Origin of the sequence: Leptolyngbya sp. FACHB-8 (assembly GCF_014695575.1) — a bacterium.
In the GTDB taxonomy this organism is placed as follows: Bacteria; Cyanobacteriota; Cyanobacteriia; order Elainellales; family Elainellaceae; genus Vacuolonema.
On record NZ_JACJOO010000006.1, the window covers coordinates 138251 to 156753 of the forward strand.

Here is an 18503-nt window from a genome sequence, read left to right on the forward strand (position 1 = left end):
AGCTGTGCGCGCTGATTACAGCGCTTTTCAAGCGCTTAAAATCTGGTTATTTTTGTGAGAGCCGCGCGGAGAGCGGCTCTCACAAAAATAACTGTGGCTGACTCAAGCGCAAAGCGCTGTAAGTATGGTGGTTTACTTAATCAATGCGCACACTATATGGCAATACTCTGGACAGTTTTTCTGAAACCGTTGATTTTGCGTGCGCGAAGCGCACGCAAAATCAACGGTTTCAGAAAAACTGTCCGAACTAATGATATGGAATTTATTCAATTAAATCAGCCCCTGGTAACCGTAGTAGAGACAAGCGATACTACCAATGATGTAAACAAACCAGGTTAAGAAGAAACCAGTGGCACGACTCAGCGATGGTCCGTATGTCGTAATGACTCCATAGGCGTGGGCGATGCGCGCTATAGTCAGTGCACTTCCCAACACCCAGACTAACCATCCCTGAGCTTGCATGAGTTCAAGGGCAGCAATGAACAGAAGTCCATGCGGTACATATTCAGCAAAGTTACCATGTGCACGAACTTTACGTTGTAATGCACCTGCATCCACCTTACTTCTTTGCAGTTTGCGCTGGGTTAACCGTTCGACAGTTATCACCCAGGGATTAGGATTATCTAAAGGATTAGGCTGCGACATCACATCCTCTGTTGCCTCCCCGTGCCAAATCCTTGTTTTGACTCGCTCTGATGCTGCAATGTACGAGAGGATGAAGGCAATCAAACCATGTAACCCAATAAACAAGGTTGATACTGGCACAAGATTGGTCGTCATAGCTGAAGAATAGAGTTCACTACGAAAGGAATGCTAATAACGTTACAGAAAAGCATTTCCACTGTCTTTTCAATTCTTGAGGGTAGATCGAAGGATTCTCAAGAAATTAACTTTTTGCTTATCTGCTTACATTGATTGTTGGATTTCTTATGTTCTGATCGAATGGGGTATATTTAATGAGGCTAAATCAGAAGTAGCGTTAGCTCAGGCAATGGTGATGAATGGGGTAGTCGAGAAAATTTTTCCAGCTACGGAGCGTAAAATTCCACTCGATCGCGCACCGCTTAGCCAGCTACCACAATGGGGACATTGGATAGAAACTCCCGATGTGATTGCTGCAATGCTTTCTCCAGGGCAGCTAGAAGTAAACCTCTTGGCTCCATTTGAGTTCATCTCCACTCGATTTCAGCCCGGTCATGGGTTGGCAGCCTTTAATTCTGACAAGTTGACATCTTACCAATCGAAACCCGGAGGATATGATGTTGTTCCCCGGGGTACGACCTATCGCTCTATTGAGACAACTGGGTTCTGCATCATTCTGGCGTTCAAGCCATCTCTTACGTCTCGCATAATGGCTGAATACGCCCATGAAACCACGATTGAGTTATTACCAGGGCAGGTTCAATCTAGCACCAAAGGTAGCAGGCTTGCGCAAGCCTTGCATCACTTCTTTGTTGATTCTCAACATGTAGGAGGTGCGCTCTATCTAGAGTCCCTTGCGACTCTGGTTATGGGACATGTTATCTGGTATCGCTCAAGTGTGTCTAAGCGATTGAAAGCTCCAGATTGTTTAACTCCTAAACAACTGAGGATGATGATGGAATACGTCCATTCTCATTTGCAGAGTGACGTAAGTCTGGGTCACATGGCGAGTTCAGTCGGGGTTAGCTCCTATTACCTGGCTCATGCTTTTAAGGCGACCACTGGCTTGTCTCCCCACCAATATGTGTTGCGTTGTCGAATTGAACAGGCACAACGTTTACTTCGAACAACCCAGATGCCGATTGTCGCGATCGCCTACGAAGTAGGATTCGGTAATCAGAGTCACATGACAACGGTGTTTCGTAAAATGCTAAACACGACGCCAGGAATCTATCGTCAGCAAGTCACTCAGTAAAATTTCTCCATAGGATATCGGAATAGTCTGAGGCTGAATTGTATGGCTCTTATAGACCCTGTTAGAAAGTAGTATGTCTAGCTATTCCCGTTCCTATCGTTACCTTTTCTCAGGTATTATCGCGATCGCTGGGCTTGCTTTACCAGCTTGCCAATCTGATCCTTCTTTATCAACGACACCTGTTTCTATACCCGCTACCACAAATTCCACATCAATAGGAACTCAAGTCGAGAAATCACCGTCACTTCAAGGTGCATCCCCGACAACGACAGACTCAAAAGCAGATTCCTCTCCCTCAACTGCTAATTCAGTTGCTCAGGCTTCTCCTCCCACGGCCGACCCTTATCCTCGTAGACCCTTTGGATTGGCAGATATTGCTCGGCCAGGCAGCTCTTTTTATGAGTTTCGAGAAAGTCTTCAGCGGGCTGTTAATGAACGTCATGTTGACTACATTCGAGCGATCGCAGCTCCCGATATTCACCTCAGTTTTGGCCCTGCCATGAGCCTGGATGATCTCGATATTGATAATCCTGACAGCCTTTTCTGGAAGCGTCTGGAACGGCTTGTGAATGCCCCTTGTGGACCGAGAGTTGACAGCCAAACGGATGATATGGGCAATCCCGAAGAATGGACCTGTTCTTCTGCCAGTGAAATTCAGCAAATTGATGGAGCGTCCTACGACCCCTACACGGATGTGTTTATTGTTGGGGATGCGATCAACGTTCGCATGGCACCGAGCCCAGACAGCGCTGTAATGGGTGTGTTATCCAACGAGGTGGTGAAGACGGACCCTCAAGGTTTTGAACAACTCTCTCAAACTCAGCAGCAACTACTGGAAACCAATGAAGGCTGGCGGCCCGTGATCACCCCTGACGGCAAACGAGGATTTGTTTCTAGCCGTTATGCCTTCTCTCCTGTAGGCTACCGAGCCTTCTTTAAGAATGAAGGCCAGGGCTGGTTTATGACGGTATTTATTACGGGTGATTAGATGCTGTGGGTTGCTCTTGTGCAACCTGAACTTTGTAAACACCTCTTCAAACCCAAACAACAAAACCCAGAATCCGAGTTCTGCTACCACAAAGCAACGGCAGAGCTGGGATTCTGGGTTTTGCTACAAAATGCAAGTTAATCAACCCCAATGGATTGACATTTAAGCGAATGCTTATCTATACTGCAGTTAGTTAAGCATTCGCTTAAATTTCTCTCTGATGAGTAGACCTGTTGCCAGTGCCGACGTGTTTCAGGCGATCGCTGACCCGACTCGCCGTGCCATTCTCGATCGCTTACGCTCCGGAGAGCAGCCTGTGAAACAGCTTGCGGAACCCTTTGAGATGTCATTGCCGGCCATCTCACAACATCTACAAATTCTGTGTAACGCGGGGCTAGTCAGCCAGCAGAAATCGGGACGGCAACGGCTATATCGGCTTAACCCTGCTCCTTTGCAAGAGGTTCTGGAGTGGGTTGCCTATTATGAACCGTTCTGGCAGCAAAAACTGGATGCCCTTGGTGCTTATTTGGAGGAGAACTCATGAGTCAAGCGGTTCATCTGGAAGTATTCTATCCGCATCCACCCGAACGAGTGTGGCAGGTATTAACCAATCGCCGCGCCCTCGCTAACTGGATGATGGAAAATGACTTTGAACCAAAGCTGGGGCATAAATTCCGGTTCTACAACCAACCTTTACCCGGTTTAAAGACAACCATTCAGTGCGAAGTTGTGGAGCTAGAAGAACCCACCCGCCTGGTTTATACCTGGCAGGAGTCTCCCACCACTGAACCCTCGCTAGTGGTCTGGACGCTGACAACGGTTGCAGGTGGAACGCAATTACGCTTGAAGCATCACCAGTACAGTTATACAACCGCTGTTGCGAGTTCAGCCCGTCCTGATACTGTAGCTCATACCTATCGAGGGTCTGAGCTGTCCTACTCTGGCAAGTCTTTCCACTCCTCAGGGGTGGTCATGAATTCCTTAAATGCTGACTTGTCTAGGGCAGCTCAGTTCAACTTACCTGGGATAGCGATCGCCCCCCTCACCTCAATACCTGCCAATGTTGAGTGGAATTATTTTCTCAATCGCACACTGCCAGATTTGCTAGAGCAGGATTCATGCCCTGAAGAACCCTCATAAAAGAGCCCTCATTTCCGGCAATGTTCTATGGAGTAGGAAATTTAAGCCTGAAATGTTCACAGCAAAGCTTAGAGCTTGGCGGGTAAATAAGGGACTCGTCTCGTAGCAGCCTATCTAAGCAAACACAACCTTACTGGGTAAAAGCCTATCAATTCTCCTTCAAGCCATAAGGGGAACTCAGTAGCTCTATCTTCATAGGAGCCGTTACCAATGAATCATGAAACAATCGAAACTTTGGAGGAAAAATTACGGCAGGCGATGTTGACCAGTGATGTTGCTGTACTGGATGAATTGATCGCAGATGATTTGGTTTGGACAATGCACACAGGTTTTGTGGGCAACAAGCAATACGATCTCGCAGCCCATCGCTCTGGAGTTTTCCAGTTCACAAAAGTAGAGATTAGCGATCGCCAAATCCACCTCTTTAGCAACGACTGCGTGGTTGTTACCCTCAGAGCAGACCTCGCTGGAATTCTAAATGGGCAGCCTTTCTCAGAACCTTACCGCTTCACCCGCATTTGGTTACAGCGTGAAAACCGTTGGCAGATTATCGCAGGTCATGTAAGCCAAATTACTTCCTCTCAAGAGACTGCTTGAACAAGTGAGTTACGGAAGGACCCACATTACACATCGCTCATTACCAACCCACCATTCTCATAGGAAGATTTCACTATGATTCCCACCGTTATTGAACAATCCGGTCGCGGAGAAAGGGCTTTTGATATTTACTCTCGTCTGTTGCGCGATCGCATTATTTTTCTGGCAGAACCCGTCGAGGCAGAAATGGCTAATCGCATCGTCGCACAAATGCTGTTTTTAGAAGCAGAAGACCCAGAAAAGGACATCCATTTATACATCAATTCTCCGGGTGGCTCTGTGGTAGCGGGTCTGGGTATTTACGACACCATGAATCAGATTCGTCCAGATGTTTGCACAATCTGTTATGGCTTAGCGGCCAGTATGGGGGCATTCCTGCTCGGTGCAGGAGCGAAAGGCAAGCGCAGCAGTTTGCCTAGTTCACGGATTATGATTCACCAACCCTCTGGTGGAGCGCAAGGGCAAGCTGTGGACATTGAGATTCAGGCCAAGGAGATTCTCTATTTGAAACGCCAGATTAACCAGAGTATGGCCAACTACACTGGAAAGTCGCTGGAGCAGATTGAGCAGGATACTGAACGAGATTTCTTTATGTCAGCTCAAGAAGCAGTAGAGTATGGCCTGATTGATCAGGTGATTGATCGCTCTAAGATGCCCCTTAACTATCAACTTGCAACATCGCCTGAATTCGTTTAGTGTCTGTGCTTCCAGTCCCCCTTGCTGAATAGGGCTATTTCATCGCTCTATTCAGCAACATCTCTAATCTTTTTATGAGGCGAAAGCACGCTCGAGTAATGATAAAGAAGTAACTTAGGAGATTTCCAGTAATAAAATTACCTCCGTGATGTGGGTGCTTTGCCCGCTTCGTGGGCAAAGCACCCACATCACGGGTAAATTCTTATGCAGAAATCTCCTTAAAATAATTCGTAAAGATCAATATATTTCTTAAAAATCTTCTGTTGAATGCTCTAGCATCCAAGCAACATAGTCGTTTTCTCTCAGCTCCTCACAGTCACGATTTGGGTCGAGGTCAATGCCATCGGGCAAAGCTACCTGACAGAGTTTTGCTTGAGCGAGTTGTTCTTGAGTAATACCTTGTGCACTTTGAAGATTACTTCTAATGAAATAGGCACCTTTAAGGTTGGCACCGTTGAGAACGGCATTACTGAAATCGGTATCAACGAGATAGGCTCCACTCAGGTTACTGCCCTTGAGGTTGCTAGCAATCAGCTTGGCACTATTAAGAACGCCATTACTCAGATCAGCATGACTAAGGTTTGTACCCAGAAAATTAGCGCTGTTCAAAAGAGCATAGTTGAGAATGGCACCACTTAAGTTCGCTTTCCCAAGGTCCGTGTCTCGAAGGACAGCAAAGCTAAGATTTGTATTGCTAAGGTCAGCGTGGTAAAGGTATGCACCAGTGAGGTTGATATTTGACAAGTCAGCTTTAGGAACATCGATCTCTCCAAGGGAGACACCGTCCCGGTTTAAACTTTCCAGTGCCTTGTTCCGTGCAAAGCTCGTGGGAACCCCTGCCGCTGCCGCATTGTCAACAACTTGCCAAGCCTCATAATGTTTCTGTTCTTTACGATCGGGGCTTTCTTTAAAGTAGAGAAGAACGGCTGAGGCGATCGCAATAGATTCTGCATCGTTAAAGACCACACGCACAATATCTCTGGGAGACCTCCAATTGACATCGGGTTCAACCCACAAAGAAATTCCTGCCAAAACAACGACCGTCCCACCGATAAAAATCCATGTTGGAATGGTTTGGAGCCACTGTTCAGCCTGATTGAATGGGTGCTTTCGGTTACATGGAGCAAAAGGGTACTCATTAAAACGTGGGTGCTTTTGCTTGAATGGATGCTTGCGAGGCATAACGATATAAATCAGAAGAATGAATACCTGAATATAGGAATCCTAAACGGTTTTTGAGAGATAGGGTGGGTGCAGTTTGCCCCATCCCGCCTTTTAAGGGCTGTATAAAATTATTCAGGCATGCCATACAAACTTCGTTGCATATTATGTAGAAAATCTTCATACAGCATTTTTCAATCCGGTGAAGTACGAGATGGATGTGGGAGACGTTCCATATCCATCTCGTACTTCACCGGATTGGAATGGGTTATCGATTCAGTTCTTAAAGAAACGGTATTAGACGACAACACACAGAAAAACTTCTATTAAGAGTGATCTTTAGGCATAGCCAATCGAACACAAAGATGAATATCATTATCTTATAGGCTACTAACTGAACTCCTGTTATTGAGGCATGGAAACTCTTCATGAAATTTGCCTCAGTTCTTCATGTCATCAGTGGTTAATACCGCTGCTCAATTTGCCTTGCTTATCAAATGGCTTCTAGAAACCCAACCATAAATGGTAATGTGCCGAACTCCTGGGCGTTCAGGTGGGCTTTGTGGTGAGCATTGCACAAACAAATATGCACCTATGGTGGATGTTATGAAAATGAATCGAATACTAGACAGGTGGTTCTGCCACACATTCTTCTTAATAACAACCGATCAGAATCAAAGGATCGACATTCCACAATTCTCTACCTACAATTGAAGTTATAGGCTTAAGAAATAAACGGTCTTCTCATTCCGTTTCATACTTCTTACTCATTCTGCTGTGGGTACTCTTTCAAATAATTAAATTTGAGTGTTCACAGTGTTGAGTTGGCGCTACAACAGCCTAATCAAGTGATAGAACCAGAATAGTTCTCCTTAGGGAGTGGGAAAATGTTGAACGCATCTAAGACGGAAGAATTTATCAAGCCAAGAGCTAACTGTTTAGTCAGCTATATTTTGGAAATGATGAATGCAATTAAAGTAGAGCCATTTGAACTCTACTTTGATCGTCTACCAGCCGACCCTTACTTGGAAGGAAATTATCGTTTCAGGCGCTTATCTCATTTCAAGATCTTGGGCGATCGCCTGATTCAACTCCCCCATCGTCAGCTCTTTCAAAGTAAAACCTACAATCCTATATTGGGGGATGTCATACGAGAGTATGAAGAGCTGGAAGATGGATTGATTCAGCAAGTCGATTTTCAAGCGGTTATTTGGGAGTTTTACCAATACTGCCAGGTGTGTTCACGCTCCAATGAGATTGCGGTCCATCAAATTCGTACAACGGCGTCTCTTCAAAAACTTGGTAACCCTGCACCCGAAGGCATTCATCGAGACGGGGTTACTCTCGTTGGAATTTTCTCTGTACATCGGCAAGGGGTAGAAGGGGCCGAGACCCATCTGTATCAGAGTAAAGAGAACGAGCCAATCTTCAGTAAAGTGCTCAATCCGGGTGAATTTCTCATCTTTAAAGATGACCAGTATTTCCATTACACCTCTCCTATTAAAACAACCGGGGATAAGGGTGTAAGAGACGTATTTGTGTTGACAAATCCCGGCTTGTTTCCACCCGAGTCAGGAGCGTAAAGCTATCGAAAAGCTGACTGTGCCAGATACCAGACAGGTTGAGAAGGAAATTCCTATGCCTATCTTTGATCTTCAGTGGGTTCGGGCTCAATTTCCAGCCCTTGCGATGGAGGTGAATGGCCTTCCTGCTGTGTTTTTTGATGGGCCTGGGGGAACTCAGGTTCCTCATGCTGTGCCCCAGGCAATGGTCGATTACCTGACCCACGCCAATGCCAATCTACACGGTGCCTTTGTTACCAGCCAACGCACTGAAGCTGTGGTTGCTACGGCCCGGCAGGCGATCGCTGACTTGTTAGGCTGCGCTCCGGATGAGGTAGTGTTTGGATCCAACATGACTACCCTGACCTGGGCCATGAGCCGGGTTATTGGGCGTGTGCTGCATCCGGGTGATGAAGTGGTTGTCACGTGTTTGGATCATGATGCCAACGTTGCTCCCTGGCTGGCATTGAAAGAACAGGGCGTTGTTGTTCGGACAGTTGATATTCACCCCCATAACTGCACGCTGGATATGGGAAATTTGAAACAACAACTGACCGACCGTACCCGTCTGGTTGCTATTGCCTATGCCTCGAATGCAGTTGGCACCGTTAATCCCATTGCCGAAGTGGTGCAGTTGGCTCATACAGTTGGAGCCTGGGTCTTTGTGGACGCGGTGCATTACGCACCCCACGGGCCGATTGATGTGCGATCGCTGGACTGTGATTTTCTGCTCTGCTCCGCCTATAAATTCTTTGGTCCTCATGTCGGCATTCTTTATGGCAAACGGGCACTACTGGCCCAGTTACAGCCCTTTAAGGTCAGACCTTCTCCCGATACGGTGCCCGATCGCTGGGAGACAGGAACCCTAAATTTTGAAGGGCTAGCAGGATTGGGTGCAACGATTCAATATCTGACAGAGTTGGGTCAACGAGTATCTCCTGCGGCTTCGACTCGGCGTCAGGCGTTGGTAGCGGCCATGGGGACGATTCAAGAGTATGAGCGATCGCTTTCCCTGGCATTGATTCCGAACTTGTTGCAAATCCCCGGTATGCAGGTATATGGCATCACGGATCCGGGTGAGTTTGGTTGGCGTACTCCCACCATTGGCTTACGGCTAGCCGGGTATACGCCCCTAGAACTGGCAACAGCGCTAGGCAAACAGGGCATCTTTACCTGGAATGGCAACTTCTACGCTCTTAATTTAACCCAGCGGTTGGGTCTGGAATCTGGCGGTGGTCTGGTACGAATTGGTCTAGCACACTACAATACGACGGCAGAAATTGAAAGACTACTCCAGAACCTGCATGAGTTGGTCTGCTGATTGTTTGCCTAGATGAAGCTGCACAAAATGGGAAGGGTGGCGTATAGTGCCACCCTTCCCATTTCGTGCAGCTTCATGTGGGTCTTTAAATTCGAATCGCCTTACCCGTCACGACAATTCCACCACTAGCAGGAATGTGGACTTCAAGTTGGCTAGGACGGCCCATAGCTTCTCCTTGCCGAATCAAGAGAGTTTTGGGCACCATAACAAGCTTCGCTTCTCGAAGGTATCCCCCGAGAGCCGCCGCTGCCGCCCCAGTAGCGGGGTCTTCCACAATCCCTCCTACCGGGAAAGGATTGCGTGAGTGGAAGGTATCATCGTTCTCCCGCCATACAAGCTGTAATGTGATGAGCCCATCCCGTAGCATGAGAGCCTTGAGAGCTTCGAAATCGTAATCCAATTGAGCTAAGCGTTGAGCTTTGGCGACTGCCACCACTAAGTGCCATGCTCCAGCGTATGCTCTGGCAGGGGGAATTGAATCGTCCAGATCATCCCGCGTCCAGCCCAACGTTGCCAACGCCTCGCTGACGAGCTCATCTGGTGCTGGTTCATAGCCAGGCTCAACAGAGGTTAAAGACGCTTCATAGTGGCCGTCTCGCTGGTGGACTGCAACAGGCACAGTGCCAACAGATGTTACCAACTGATAGGTGCCATCCCCGTCATTCTCCCCCAGCACGACTCCGGTTGCGATGGTCGCATGCCCACAAAACGGGACTTCTACTTCGGGGCTAAAGTAACGAACGGTTCGCTCAGGCCCAGTGGTAGGCGCAACAAAAGCAGTTTCCGAAAACCCAACTTCAGCCGCGATACGTTGCATCACCTCAGGTTCTGGAAGCGTGTCCCCGACCCAAACACCAGCAGGGTTGCCCCCTTCAGGGGTCGTCGTAAATGCTGACAAACGATAAAGGGTTCCTGACGTCATGGTTCCTGTGTTTTTCTCGAAATAGAGTAACGCGGCATCCGTTGCCGCCAATCAAGTGATTATCTTTCAACGTTGGGCTTGAAGAAGTCTATCACTGCCAGCAACGCCCCACCAACAATGAGTAAACACGCTAACCACACCAACCCACTGGACTCAGCCAACCCACAAACAATCAGCAGAATGGTTGACAACAGAGGAGCGATGTAGGAAAGCGCTCCTAACACCTTAATGTTGCCATGCTTAACGCCATAGTCTCAGGTGAAAAAAGCCAGTCCAACAGGCCCCAATCCCAGACAGAAGATAGCAACCCACTCCCAACCCGAAGGCAAAACGGTGGATTCAAACCCGAAATGGCAGAGCCAAGCGAGAATAGCTGTCGCACCACAAAAACCACCCACAGCATGGGTTGGAATCGCACCAAACCGACGAGACAGCACAGAATAGAGTGACCAAATTAACGCACAAATAAATGCCGCTAGATAACCTACTGTGTAACGAGCATCAAAGGTCAGGGATTGCCCCTTCGTAATCAGTAGCGCAGCACCTGTGAAACCGGCGATCGCTCCCAAAACATGAAACCACCGCAATTGTTCCCCCGGCAATAACGCTGAAAACAGGACGATGAGTAATGGCCACAAATAAGCAATTAAACTCGCCTCAACGACAGGAGCATTTCTCAACGCCATAAAGTAGAAGAAATGGTAGCCAAAGAGCCCCGTGATACCTAATTCCCACACAGCTTTCGGTAATTTGAGATGATTTATTGGATTGTTGCCGTCATGAATCCAGGTCACTATTCCAATGAGAAAGGCGATTGTAAAGGACATGGCCGTGAGTTGGAACGGCGGCACAGTTCCGCTAAATTTCGTCAAAAGGGCTAAGGTCGCCCACATCAGAATGGCTGTAAACCCAATTGCTGTTGGCTGTCGTTGGTTCGAAGCTGAGCGCATCATAAGTATCACCCTCAATGCTGATATAGCTCAGCATAGGAGATAGCTTTGGGCCTGAATTAGCCAAATCTCAGGCATCAATTCGCCAAATTTTGGGTTCTTTCATGGGGTCCAGAAAAGGGGCTTCGTTCCACGCCCTTCTCTCGACCGTCAGTGGCAGAATGAGTTGAGCAAAGGGATGATCATGGGAACATCCTGCATTGGAATAGGTCCGTCGTTCCCCTACAACAGCTTGCAGCATGTCCATAGACTATCGTGCTCAATGGGCAGTTTGGTACATCATGTATCGCTTACACATTTTAACTTTTCTGGCTATAGGAGCCTCAACACTGCAGCAATTCTCAGTATGGGCTTCAAAGCTGAGAGTTCGTGCCCGAAGGGCACGAACTCTCAGCTTTGAAGCCCGAAAATAGCCCGCCGAAGGTGGGCTATTTTCGGGTTGGATTCCAAAATGAGAATTGCTGTCAACACAGGATGAGTTGAATTAACCAAAAGGGTTATGCCGCTCGTATGGAAGACGACATAACCCCTTTGGTCTTATGTTTAATTGAGCTGGGCTACTTACTGAGCGGTCTAAGCCTGCTTATGTTTGGTTTCCGCCGTGCAGTATTTTCTACCTAAATACGGAACAACAATCTTCTCAAACATCTATTACGCTGCGAGTACTGGAAAGCTTTTTACTTCACTCTTTAGATATTGAAGAAAGGTGCTGGCAACCACTGACAGTTGCTTACTCAAGGGGTAAACAGCATACCAATTGCGATTGATGGGAAAACCTTCTACATTCAGAAGCACAAGTTGACCGTTTGCTACTTCATTCATCACCATGTGGTAAGACAGAACCGAAATTCCCAGGCCATACATTACCATCTGTTTGATCGCTTCATTATTGCCCACTTCGAGCTGAACCCGGACGGATACTCCGTGCTGATCTAATAATGCTTTGACAGCACGACGGGTCGCCGAACCGATCTCACGCATGACAAACTGTTCGCCCTCCATCTGGGAGATTGGAATATGGGCTTGGGTAGCAAGACGATGATAAGGAGGGGCAACAACAACTAAGGGATTGTCAACAAAGGATTGGCTATAAATTCCTGGCTCCTCTGGTGGTTCACACATCAAGTAGAGATCGTGAGTATTCTCTGCAAGTTGGTTGAAAATTTGTTCACTGTTCATCAAGTCAACGGAGATTTCAATGCCAGGATAACGCTGACAGAAGGGGCTCAATAAACGAGAAACGAAGGTATTAATGGGAGAAATGGTCGCAATCTTTAAATGCCCTTGGCTCAGGCCCTTCAAATCAGCAATCCGCATTTCAAATTCGGCAATTTTCTCAAACATCTTGTAAGACGCTGTGAGCATTTCTTGCCCTACACCTGTCAGAAATACTTGTTTACCAACCTGCTCAAATAAAGGCATTCCTACAAGATCAGCTAATTGCTTAATCTGCATTGAAATGGTAGGTTGAGTTAAATCAAGCTCTTTAGCTGCTCGGGTAAAGCTACGGTAACGAGCCGCTGCTTCGAACACTCTCAATTGGTGCAAGGTGAGTTGTTTGAGGGAACGGGGCGATCGCGGTGAACCTAGTAAATTTGTTGCTTCCGTTGTTGAAATCCATTGCAGCAGACTCTGCGCAGGCAGGTCATTAGGACTATCAATATCTTTATGAATTGTTTCCAGTCCGTATTCCTGAGAGAACCCGTCTAGTCCCATAAGAATCAACCCTTTGTTCGCTACCGTGACAAGGATGAAAGCATTTCAAGCGATTTAGCACGTTGCTCATGACCGTCATGCCAACGAACACACAAATTTAAAGAGTTATACCGACCTATATCGAATTGGCTAGAGTCTGATTTAAAGCTATCTGGAAAAACTATTTTTCGTGCCGCCTGCACACGAAGAAATTCAACTTTCAAACAGAAACTAGGGAGCTGAAAATACGGGGACGCATTCATCCACCCCGAACCATACTTTTTTCCCTCCTTTCACTTTTACCAACACCCGATCGCGGGAGGAAATAGGAGGCGGAATAACGATACCATCACGACCGTCAGGAAGTTTCACAGGAGTACCCGGAACAATAGTCATAAAAACCTCAAAAGAACTAAAAATTAGGAACGGTATACAGCACAAATTGTCTGTTGATGCACGGGCCTTAAAAAGCCCATGTCACCAACACCGATTTTGTATTCAAAAAAATGCTACTTATCCCCTTCGTTCACATACCTAATGAGAACAAGATGTAAAGAAAATCTTAAGGATGCTAAAAGTTTATCTTATTCTAATTCTCCCTTTAATCTTGTTAGCATTTCTTTACAAAGGTGTGCGCGCTTAAAAGTACATAGCCCTACGTAATTCAGTTGTGACGTTTAGTTTTTGGGAAGCCCCACGGAGCCTAGCTTTCCAAAAACTAAACGTTCTGCTTCTGAGTCCATAGAGCTATATTAATCCTCCTACTGATTTCAATAGATACCGGTCTAGAGGTCAACTCGTTAGCTATTTTACGCAGAAGTAACCCTTGGGCGGCTGCCACGTAAAACAAAAATATTATTTTTCGTGCGCTTCTGTGCATGAAACAATAACTTTTAAAGAGAAACTTTGAGGGGGCGATGCGGTGTGCAAAGCAGGTCACATCACTTCCTCAAGGTTCCTCAGCAGTGTGCTTTTCCGCTACTCAACATTCGCTTGGCGAACTATTGGGGGTTTTGGTAAAGAATATAGGAGTGTGTTTGGTAGGCAATGGGTAAATTAAGGACGTGTCCTGATCGCGACAAAAAGTACGAAGCCTGATATTTATTCATCAGAGCAGTGGCAGCAGTTGTGTCCAGATTAAGATAGGCACTCCTAAGCTCTTTCCGGATATCGACACTGACGCCCCGAGTCCAATGTAGTTTTTCAGTATCTGTTGCCAGACTGGAGAGTTTTCCTTCTGTGAGATCATCTACCCGCTCGTACCATTCGACGATCTCTTGAGTTGTTTGGGGTAAGAACTTATAGTTGGCTACGATCGCCCGTTCTGTCATCCAGCTAAAACTATTACGATTCAAGGGCAACGTCACAAATACAGCTTCTTTTGAAGTATTGCGACGAATCCATCCGCAAAGGTCACGCCATTCTTCATCCGACTCCTGTTGAGTATCGGGATAGCCTTGAATATCCTCAATGCTGTAGACAAATTTTTCAGTTTGGCTCACCGTAAAGACTACCAGCAGGACAATACCTAAAATTGCCCAGGCTCGGTAATTCCAGTAGCGAAGTTGTTGTTCCAGCGATACCGCTATTAATAAAAACGTTGCCAGAGGTAACAGCACATCTCCTAATCGAAAGGGATAATATTGCAACAATTTTCCTTGAGCATCCAAAGGAGCCACAAGAAGCCCTATCAGGAAGGGAACCATGCTGAGTCCTGTAAATAGTATTAGGTCCCAACAGGCCTGAAATTGTGCTTCCGGTAAGCGATTTCGTTGCCGGACAATCAAAAAAACTGTAAGGCCAAACGCAGCGGTGAAAAGACCCAGCCGAACCCAGCCTACGGTATTCCAAGCAAAGGGATTGAGATGGTGGGGTAAGCGCAGAAAGACATAAATAAACGACGGCGAAATAGATGATTCCGGAACTGGTGTCAAGAGTTGCTTGACGACCGCTGGGCTGGCAAACGCAGAGAATATGCTAAAAAAAGTGCCTACAGTCAGGAATCGTGAAATGCTGAAAGACTTTCGGTTGTGCCAGAACCAGAGGGGCAAGCCGCTTACCATTGCCCAGCCTCCTACCAACACATGGAAGGAGGTTGCAATTCCCAGGAAAGCTGCCGCTTGCCGCTCGTGCCGTCGTAAAATAGCCGCGATCGCTAATAGCACAAACCCATAGGCAATTGATTTTGCCTCCAGACCTCCCACAATCCACTCTTCGGCGGTCATCCCCTGGTCTTCCCAGCTGTAGAAGAAAAGGGCGATCGCCAGCAGCAAATAGGGGAGGCTCAGGCGTAGTGCTCGCCCGATACCGACCAGTCCTGCTGCAACTAAGCCATAACAAAATAATCGCCCTATAATCGAGGTTGCCAGGAATCCCCAGACTTTAATGAGAGGGCCTACCAGGCTGGAGAAAAGAAACCGGTACCCGGCGGGTTGATTTAAGTACCAATCATTTGGCATCCAATGTGGATCGGCGAATTGACGCGCCAAGGGCAGCACATCCACTTCGTTGGTGTAGCCCATATTTTCGACTAGCACAAACCCCAAGCTAATAAATATAAAGACTGCCAGCCACTGCACCCAGGGCTGGGCCAATTTTCTTTCGAACACAGTTTTCATTTGCATGGGGATTTGATGTCAGATCATCGCGAACGATTTTGAGAGTGTGCATCACATACCCTCAAAACAGTTTTCCAGAACGTACTCATGATGAATCTTACCCCACCTGTAGGCGTGGTGTGGGAAGCCTGCTCATTCAAAGTAGTCGATCCGTTAAGAACTTGCGGCTCTCCTATGGAGAGGTAGGATGGGGCGATCGCCCTATCCACCTCAGGTACTTTCTACAAACTCATCATGCTTTCGCAAAGTAAGTACCCGAATGAGCGATGGCGTGCACCTCAGCTCAATCCCTACTCATATCTTGCACCAAAACCCAGAACCATTATTTTTTCGCTGCATCTAGAAAAATGGTGGTTCTGGATTTTGGTTTTAGAAAGGTGCAAGAGGTGAGTATATCGAATTCTATTGAATAACCATGATGTGAATGGAGGCGGTATTTGTATGAAATCGATTTACATCATGGTTATTCCAACACACACAATAGTTGTCGTCAAGGAGATAGGGAGTACAAAACCTCCCTATCTCCTTGGCGACACCCTTTCTAAGGATAGTGATGTCACGCAACGCAAGCTTATAAGCTTTGCAGTTTTCAGCAATACTGGTTGTTCATTTAGTCTTTCAGATTGATCAAAAAGTGCGGCTTACTTGGCAGAAAGCCCAAGTGAATGGCTATGGTCGTTTCTCTATTCTGGAATCAGTAAAGCGAAACATCTCTACGATTTCTGCTAAACACAGTATCGGCCACATTGACACACATTCTTCAATCGTCACTGAACAACCAGAATAAGCCCCATGACACACGAATTTCTGCCCAATGATCCGCTTTTCAATCAACAATGGTACCTGCACAACGATGGTCAATCCGGTGGTATCCCTGGCATCGATTTGAACATTCTCCCTGTCTGGGCTGATTACACAGGAGCCGGGGTTCGTGTAGCCGTTATTGATGATGGCGTGGACTACAATCATCCCGATTTAATTGCCAATTATGACTTTTTCTCCGACTTGGATGCAGAGTACCGTGTGAGCGATGGGAGTCCTGCGCGAGCCAGTGACAATCACGGTACGGCCGTAGCAGGCATCATTGCCGCGAGTGGCAATAACGGGGAAGGGGGTGTCGGCATTGCACCCGATGCCAACATCGCAGGGCTACGAATTCGGTACGGAGATGATCCCTATTTTTATGAGAACACGAGCTATGCCCTGGCTCAAATGGCTAACTTTGATGTGGCGAATAATAGTTGGGGAACCTCTGCCCCTTTTACCGCTGACTTTTTAATACAGCCTTTATACAGATATGCATTGGAGTACGCTGCCACTGCAGGCCGTAATGGTTTAGGCACCGCTATCGTATTTAGCGGTGGAAATGAACGTGAAATTGGTATGAATACCAACTACAGTAACTTTAACAATTCACGGTTTACGATTGCGGTAGCAGCCTTAACTCACACAGGGGTTTATACAGCCTACAGTAACCCTGGAGCTAGCCTTCTGGTTTCTGCCTTTGGAGGAGAACCTGAGAGGGGTGGGACAGATGGCATTGTCACGACCGATCGCCCCGGCTTCCCAGGCTATACTTCGGGAAATTATACAGGTACGTTTAACGGTACATCTTCTGCTGCCCCAATGGTTACGGGTATTATTGCCCTGATGCTGGAGGCTAACCCTAATTTGGGTTACCGGGATATCCAAGAAATCCTGGCTTACTCCGCGCGTCAAACCGATACGTCCAATCCAACCTGGCAGACCAACGGTGCCTATAACTGGAATGGTGGTGGTTTGCGCACCAGCACTGACTACGGCTTTGGTTTGGTTGATGCTCATGCAGCCGTACGTTTAGCGGAAACCTGGCAAACTCAGCACACAGCCGCTAATGAATGGTTTGTTGAGGGAACGCAGTTCTTAGACAGCTTCATTCTCGATCAAATCGATGCTCATAGTCAGATTACATTAAGTACCAATCTGACCGTTGACCATGTGGAGATCGACGTTAACCTTTCTCACCAAAATTTAGGGGATGTCCAACTGATTTTGGTTTCCCCTAATGGAACAGAGAGTGTCTTGATGGACCGACCTGGTGCATCAGCTAATAGTCCCTTCGGTATGGAGGGAGGCACGTTGCAGTTCACTTTCATGAGTACTCAGTTCTGGGGTGAAGATGCGGCAGGGACCTGGACGTTGGTGGTACGCGATCGCGCCACAGGTGATCAAGGAATTTTAGATGACTGGTCGCTACGAGCCTATGGCGATTTGCCAACACTAGATAACACCTACATCTACACTAATAGCTTTTCCGAGTTGACAATCCCGAATCGAGGATACCTCTATGATGCCTTTGGCTTTGATACGGTAAATGCGGCGGCGATCGCCTCTAATCTCACTATTAATTTGAATCCGGGCAGCACCAGTGTGATCGATGGTCGGCTTCTCACCATTACCGCCACAACAGTAATTGAAGCCGCAATTGGAGGGGATGGTCATGATGAAATTAATGGTAACTTTGCCAGTAATAGCTTGTTTGGAGCGCGTGGTGACGACGCCCTACAGGGTTTTGGGGGAGATGACTGGATAGCTGGAGGTCAAGGAAATGACTGGCTCGATGGAGGTTTTGGAAACGATACCCTGACTGGGGGTAATGGCCAGAATAGCTTTTACTTTGGTAGCCAACCTGGCATTGATCTCATTACCGATTTTGTTTCGGGGGTTGATAGCATTGTGTTAGATAGCAATGTTTTTATCCCGATTTTCGGTGATATATCCCTGACGTTCGATCTGGCTGTGAATGACTTTAATGCTGGCTTGAGCGCAGCATCTCTTGTCTATAGCCTATCCACTGGCAATCTCTTCTACAATGCGAATGGTAGCCAATCAACTTTTGGTAATGGTGGGCAATTCGCCATATTAGCAGGCACCCCTGCTCTATCCGCAGAAGACTTCGTCGTTGTTTAATTGACGT

16 protein-coding genes and 1 pseudogene are annotated in these 18503 nt (G+C 47.1%); 9 read left to right on the top strand and 8 right to left on the bottom strand.

What is annotated here, in order from left to right:
- Positions 1-270: 270 nt before the first annotated feature.
- Positions 271-780, bottom strand: a complete 510-nt coding sequence (locus H6F91_RS00680) for an MAPEG family protein (protein ID WP_190775399.1) — start codon at positions 778-780, stop codon at positions 271-273.
- A gap of 217 nt (positions 781-997) precedes the next feature.
- On the opposite strand from H6F91_RS00680, the gene H6F91_RS00685 reads away from it, so the two are divergent.
- From H6F91_RS00685 to clpP, 6 genes are all read left to right on the top strand, one after another.
- Positions 998-1897, top strand: a complete 900-nt coding sequence (locus H6F91_RS00685; RefSeq protein ID WP_190775400.1) for an AraC family transcriptional regulator — start codon at positions 998-1000, stop codon at positions 1895-1897.
- 73 nt (positions 1898-1970) lie between these two features.
- Positions 1971-2885 carry an SH3 domain-containing protein gene (locus H6F91_RS00690; RefSeq protein ID WP_190775401.1) on the top strand — a complete coding sequence of 305 codons (915 nt, stop codon included), beginning with the start codon at positions 1971-1973 and terminating at the stop codon, positions 2883-2885.
- Positions 2886-3105: 220 nt separating this feature from the next.
- A complete protein-coding gene (locus H6F91_RS00695; protein WP_190775402.1) occupies positions 3106-3429 on the top strand; it encodes a metalloregulator ArsR/SmtB family transcription factor in 324 nt (107 codons plus the stop codon).
- Positions 3426-4025 (top strand): SRPBCC domain-containing protein, encoded by a 600-nt coding sequence (locus tag H6F91_RS00700; RefSeq protein ID WP_190775403.1) that lies wholly within the window; start codon positions 3426-3428, stop codon positions 4023-4025. Before H6F91_RS00695 ends, H6F91_RS00700 begins: the two co-directional genes overlap by 4 nt.
- A gap of 210 nt (positions 4026-4235) precedes the next feature.
- Positions 4236-4622, top strand: a complete 387-nt coding sequence (locus H6F91_RS00705) for a nuclear transport factor 2 family protein (protein WP_190775404.1) — start codon at positions 4236-4238, stop codon at positions 4620-4622.
- Between the two features lie 75 nt (positions 4623-4697).
- A complete protein-coding gene (clpP, locus tag H6F91_RS00710; protein WP_190775405.1) occupies positions 4698-5318 on the top strand; it encodes an ATP-dependent Clp endopeptidase proteolytic subunit ClpP in 621 nt (206 codons plus the stop codon).
- Positions 5319-5567: 249 nt separating this feature from the next.
- On the opposite strand, the gene H6F91_RS00715 is transcribed toward clpP, so the two are convergent.
- Positions 5568-6500, bottom strand: a complete 933-nt coding sequence (locus tag H6F91_RS00715) for a pentapeptide repeat-containing protein (RefSeq protein ID WP_190789178.1) — start codon at positions 6498-6500, stop codon at positions 5568-5570.
- An 866-nt stretch (positions 6501-7366) separates the two neighbouring features.
- Between H6F91_RS00715 and H6F91_RS00720 the strand changes: the two genes are divergently transcribed.
- Both H6F91_RS00720 and H6F91_RS00725 read left to right on the top strand, forming a co-directional pair.
- A complete protein-coding gene (locus H6F91_RS00720) occupies positions 7367-8062 on the top strand; it encodes a 2OG-Fe dioxygenase family protein (RefSeq protein ID WP_190775407.1) in 696 nt (231 codons plus the stop codon).
- A 55-nt stretch (positions 8063-8117) separates the two neighbouring features.
- Positions 8118-9362: a cysteine desulfurase-like protein gene (locus H6F91_RS00725; protein ID WP_190775408.1), complete on the top strand. Its 1245-nt coding sequence runs from the start codon at positions 8118-8120 to the stop codon at positions 9360-9362.
- Positions 9363-9447: 85 nt separating this feature from the next.
- On the opposite strand, the gene H6F91_RS00730 is transcribed toward H6F91_RS00725, so the two are convergent.
- The 6 genes and pseudogenes from H6F91_RS00730 to H6F91_RS00755 all read right to left on the bottom strand — a co-directional run bounded on the left by H6F91_RS00730 (position 9448) and on the right by H6F91_RS00755 (position 15538).
- Positions 9448-10284 (bottom strand): PhzF family phenazine biosynthesis protein, encoded by an 837-nt coding sequence (locus H6F91_RS00730; protein WP_190789179.1) that lies wholly within the window; start codon positions 10282-10284, stop codon positions 9448-9450.
- A gap of 59 nt (positions 10285-10343) precedes the next feature.
- Positions 10344-11234: pseudogene (locus H6F91_RS00735) on the bottom strand (EamA family transporter).
- Between the two features lie 70 nt (positions 11235-11304).
- Positions 11305-11481, bottom strand: coding sequence for a hypothetical protein (locus H6F91_RS00740; protein WP_190775410.1), 177 nt, complete (start codon positions 11479-11481; stop codon positions 11305-11307).
- Between the two features lie 404 nt (positions 11482-11885).
- The gene (locus tag H6F91_RS00745) at positions 11886-12950 is read right to left on the bottom strand and encodes a LysR family transcriptional regulator (protein WP_190774337.1); all 1065 of its coding nucleotides are present in this window, start codon (positions 12948-12950) and stop codon (positions 11886-11888) included.
- A 210-nt stretch (positions 12951-13160) separates the two neighbouring features.
- Positions 13161-13325 carry a hypothetical protein gene (locus tag H6F91_RS00750; RefSeq protein WP_190774338.1) on the bottom strand — a complete coding sequence of 55 codons (165 nt, stop codon included), beginning with the start codon at positions 13323-13325 and terminating at the stop codon, positions 13161-13163.
- Positions 13326-13930: 605 nt separating this feature from the next.
- A complete protein-coding gene (locus H6F91_RS00755; protein WP_206754882.1) occupies positions 13931-15538 on the bottom strand; it encodes a DUF6798 domain-containing protein in 1608 nt (535 codons plus the stop codon).
- A gap of 801 nt (positions 15539-16339) precedes the next feature.
- Here H6F91_RS00755 and H6F91_RS00760 point away from each other — a divergent pair.
- Positions 16340-18496 carry a S8 family serine peptidase gene (locus H6F91_RS00760; protein WP_190774340.1) on the top strand — a complete coding sequence of 719 codons (2157 nt, stop codon included), beginning with the start codon at positions 16340-16342 and terminating at the stop codon, positions 18494-18496.
- The last annotated feature ends 7 nt before the right edge of the window (positions 18497-18503 follow it).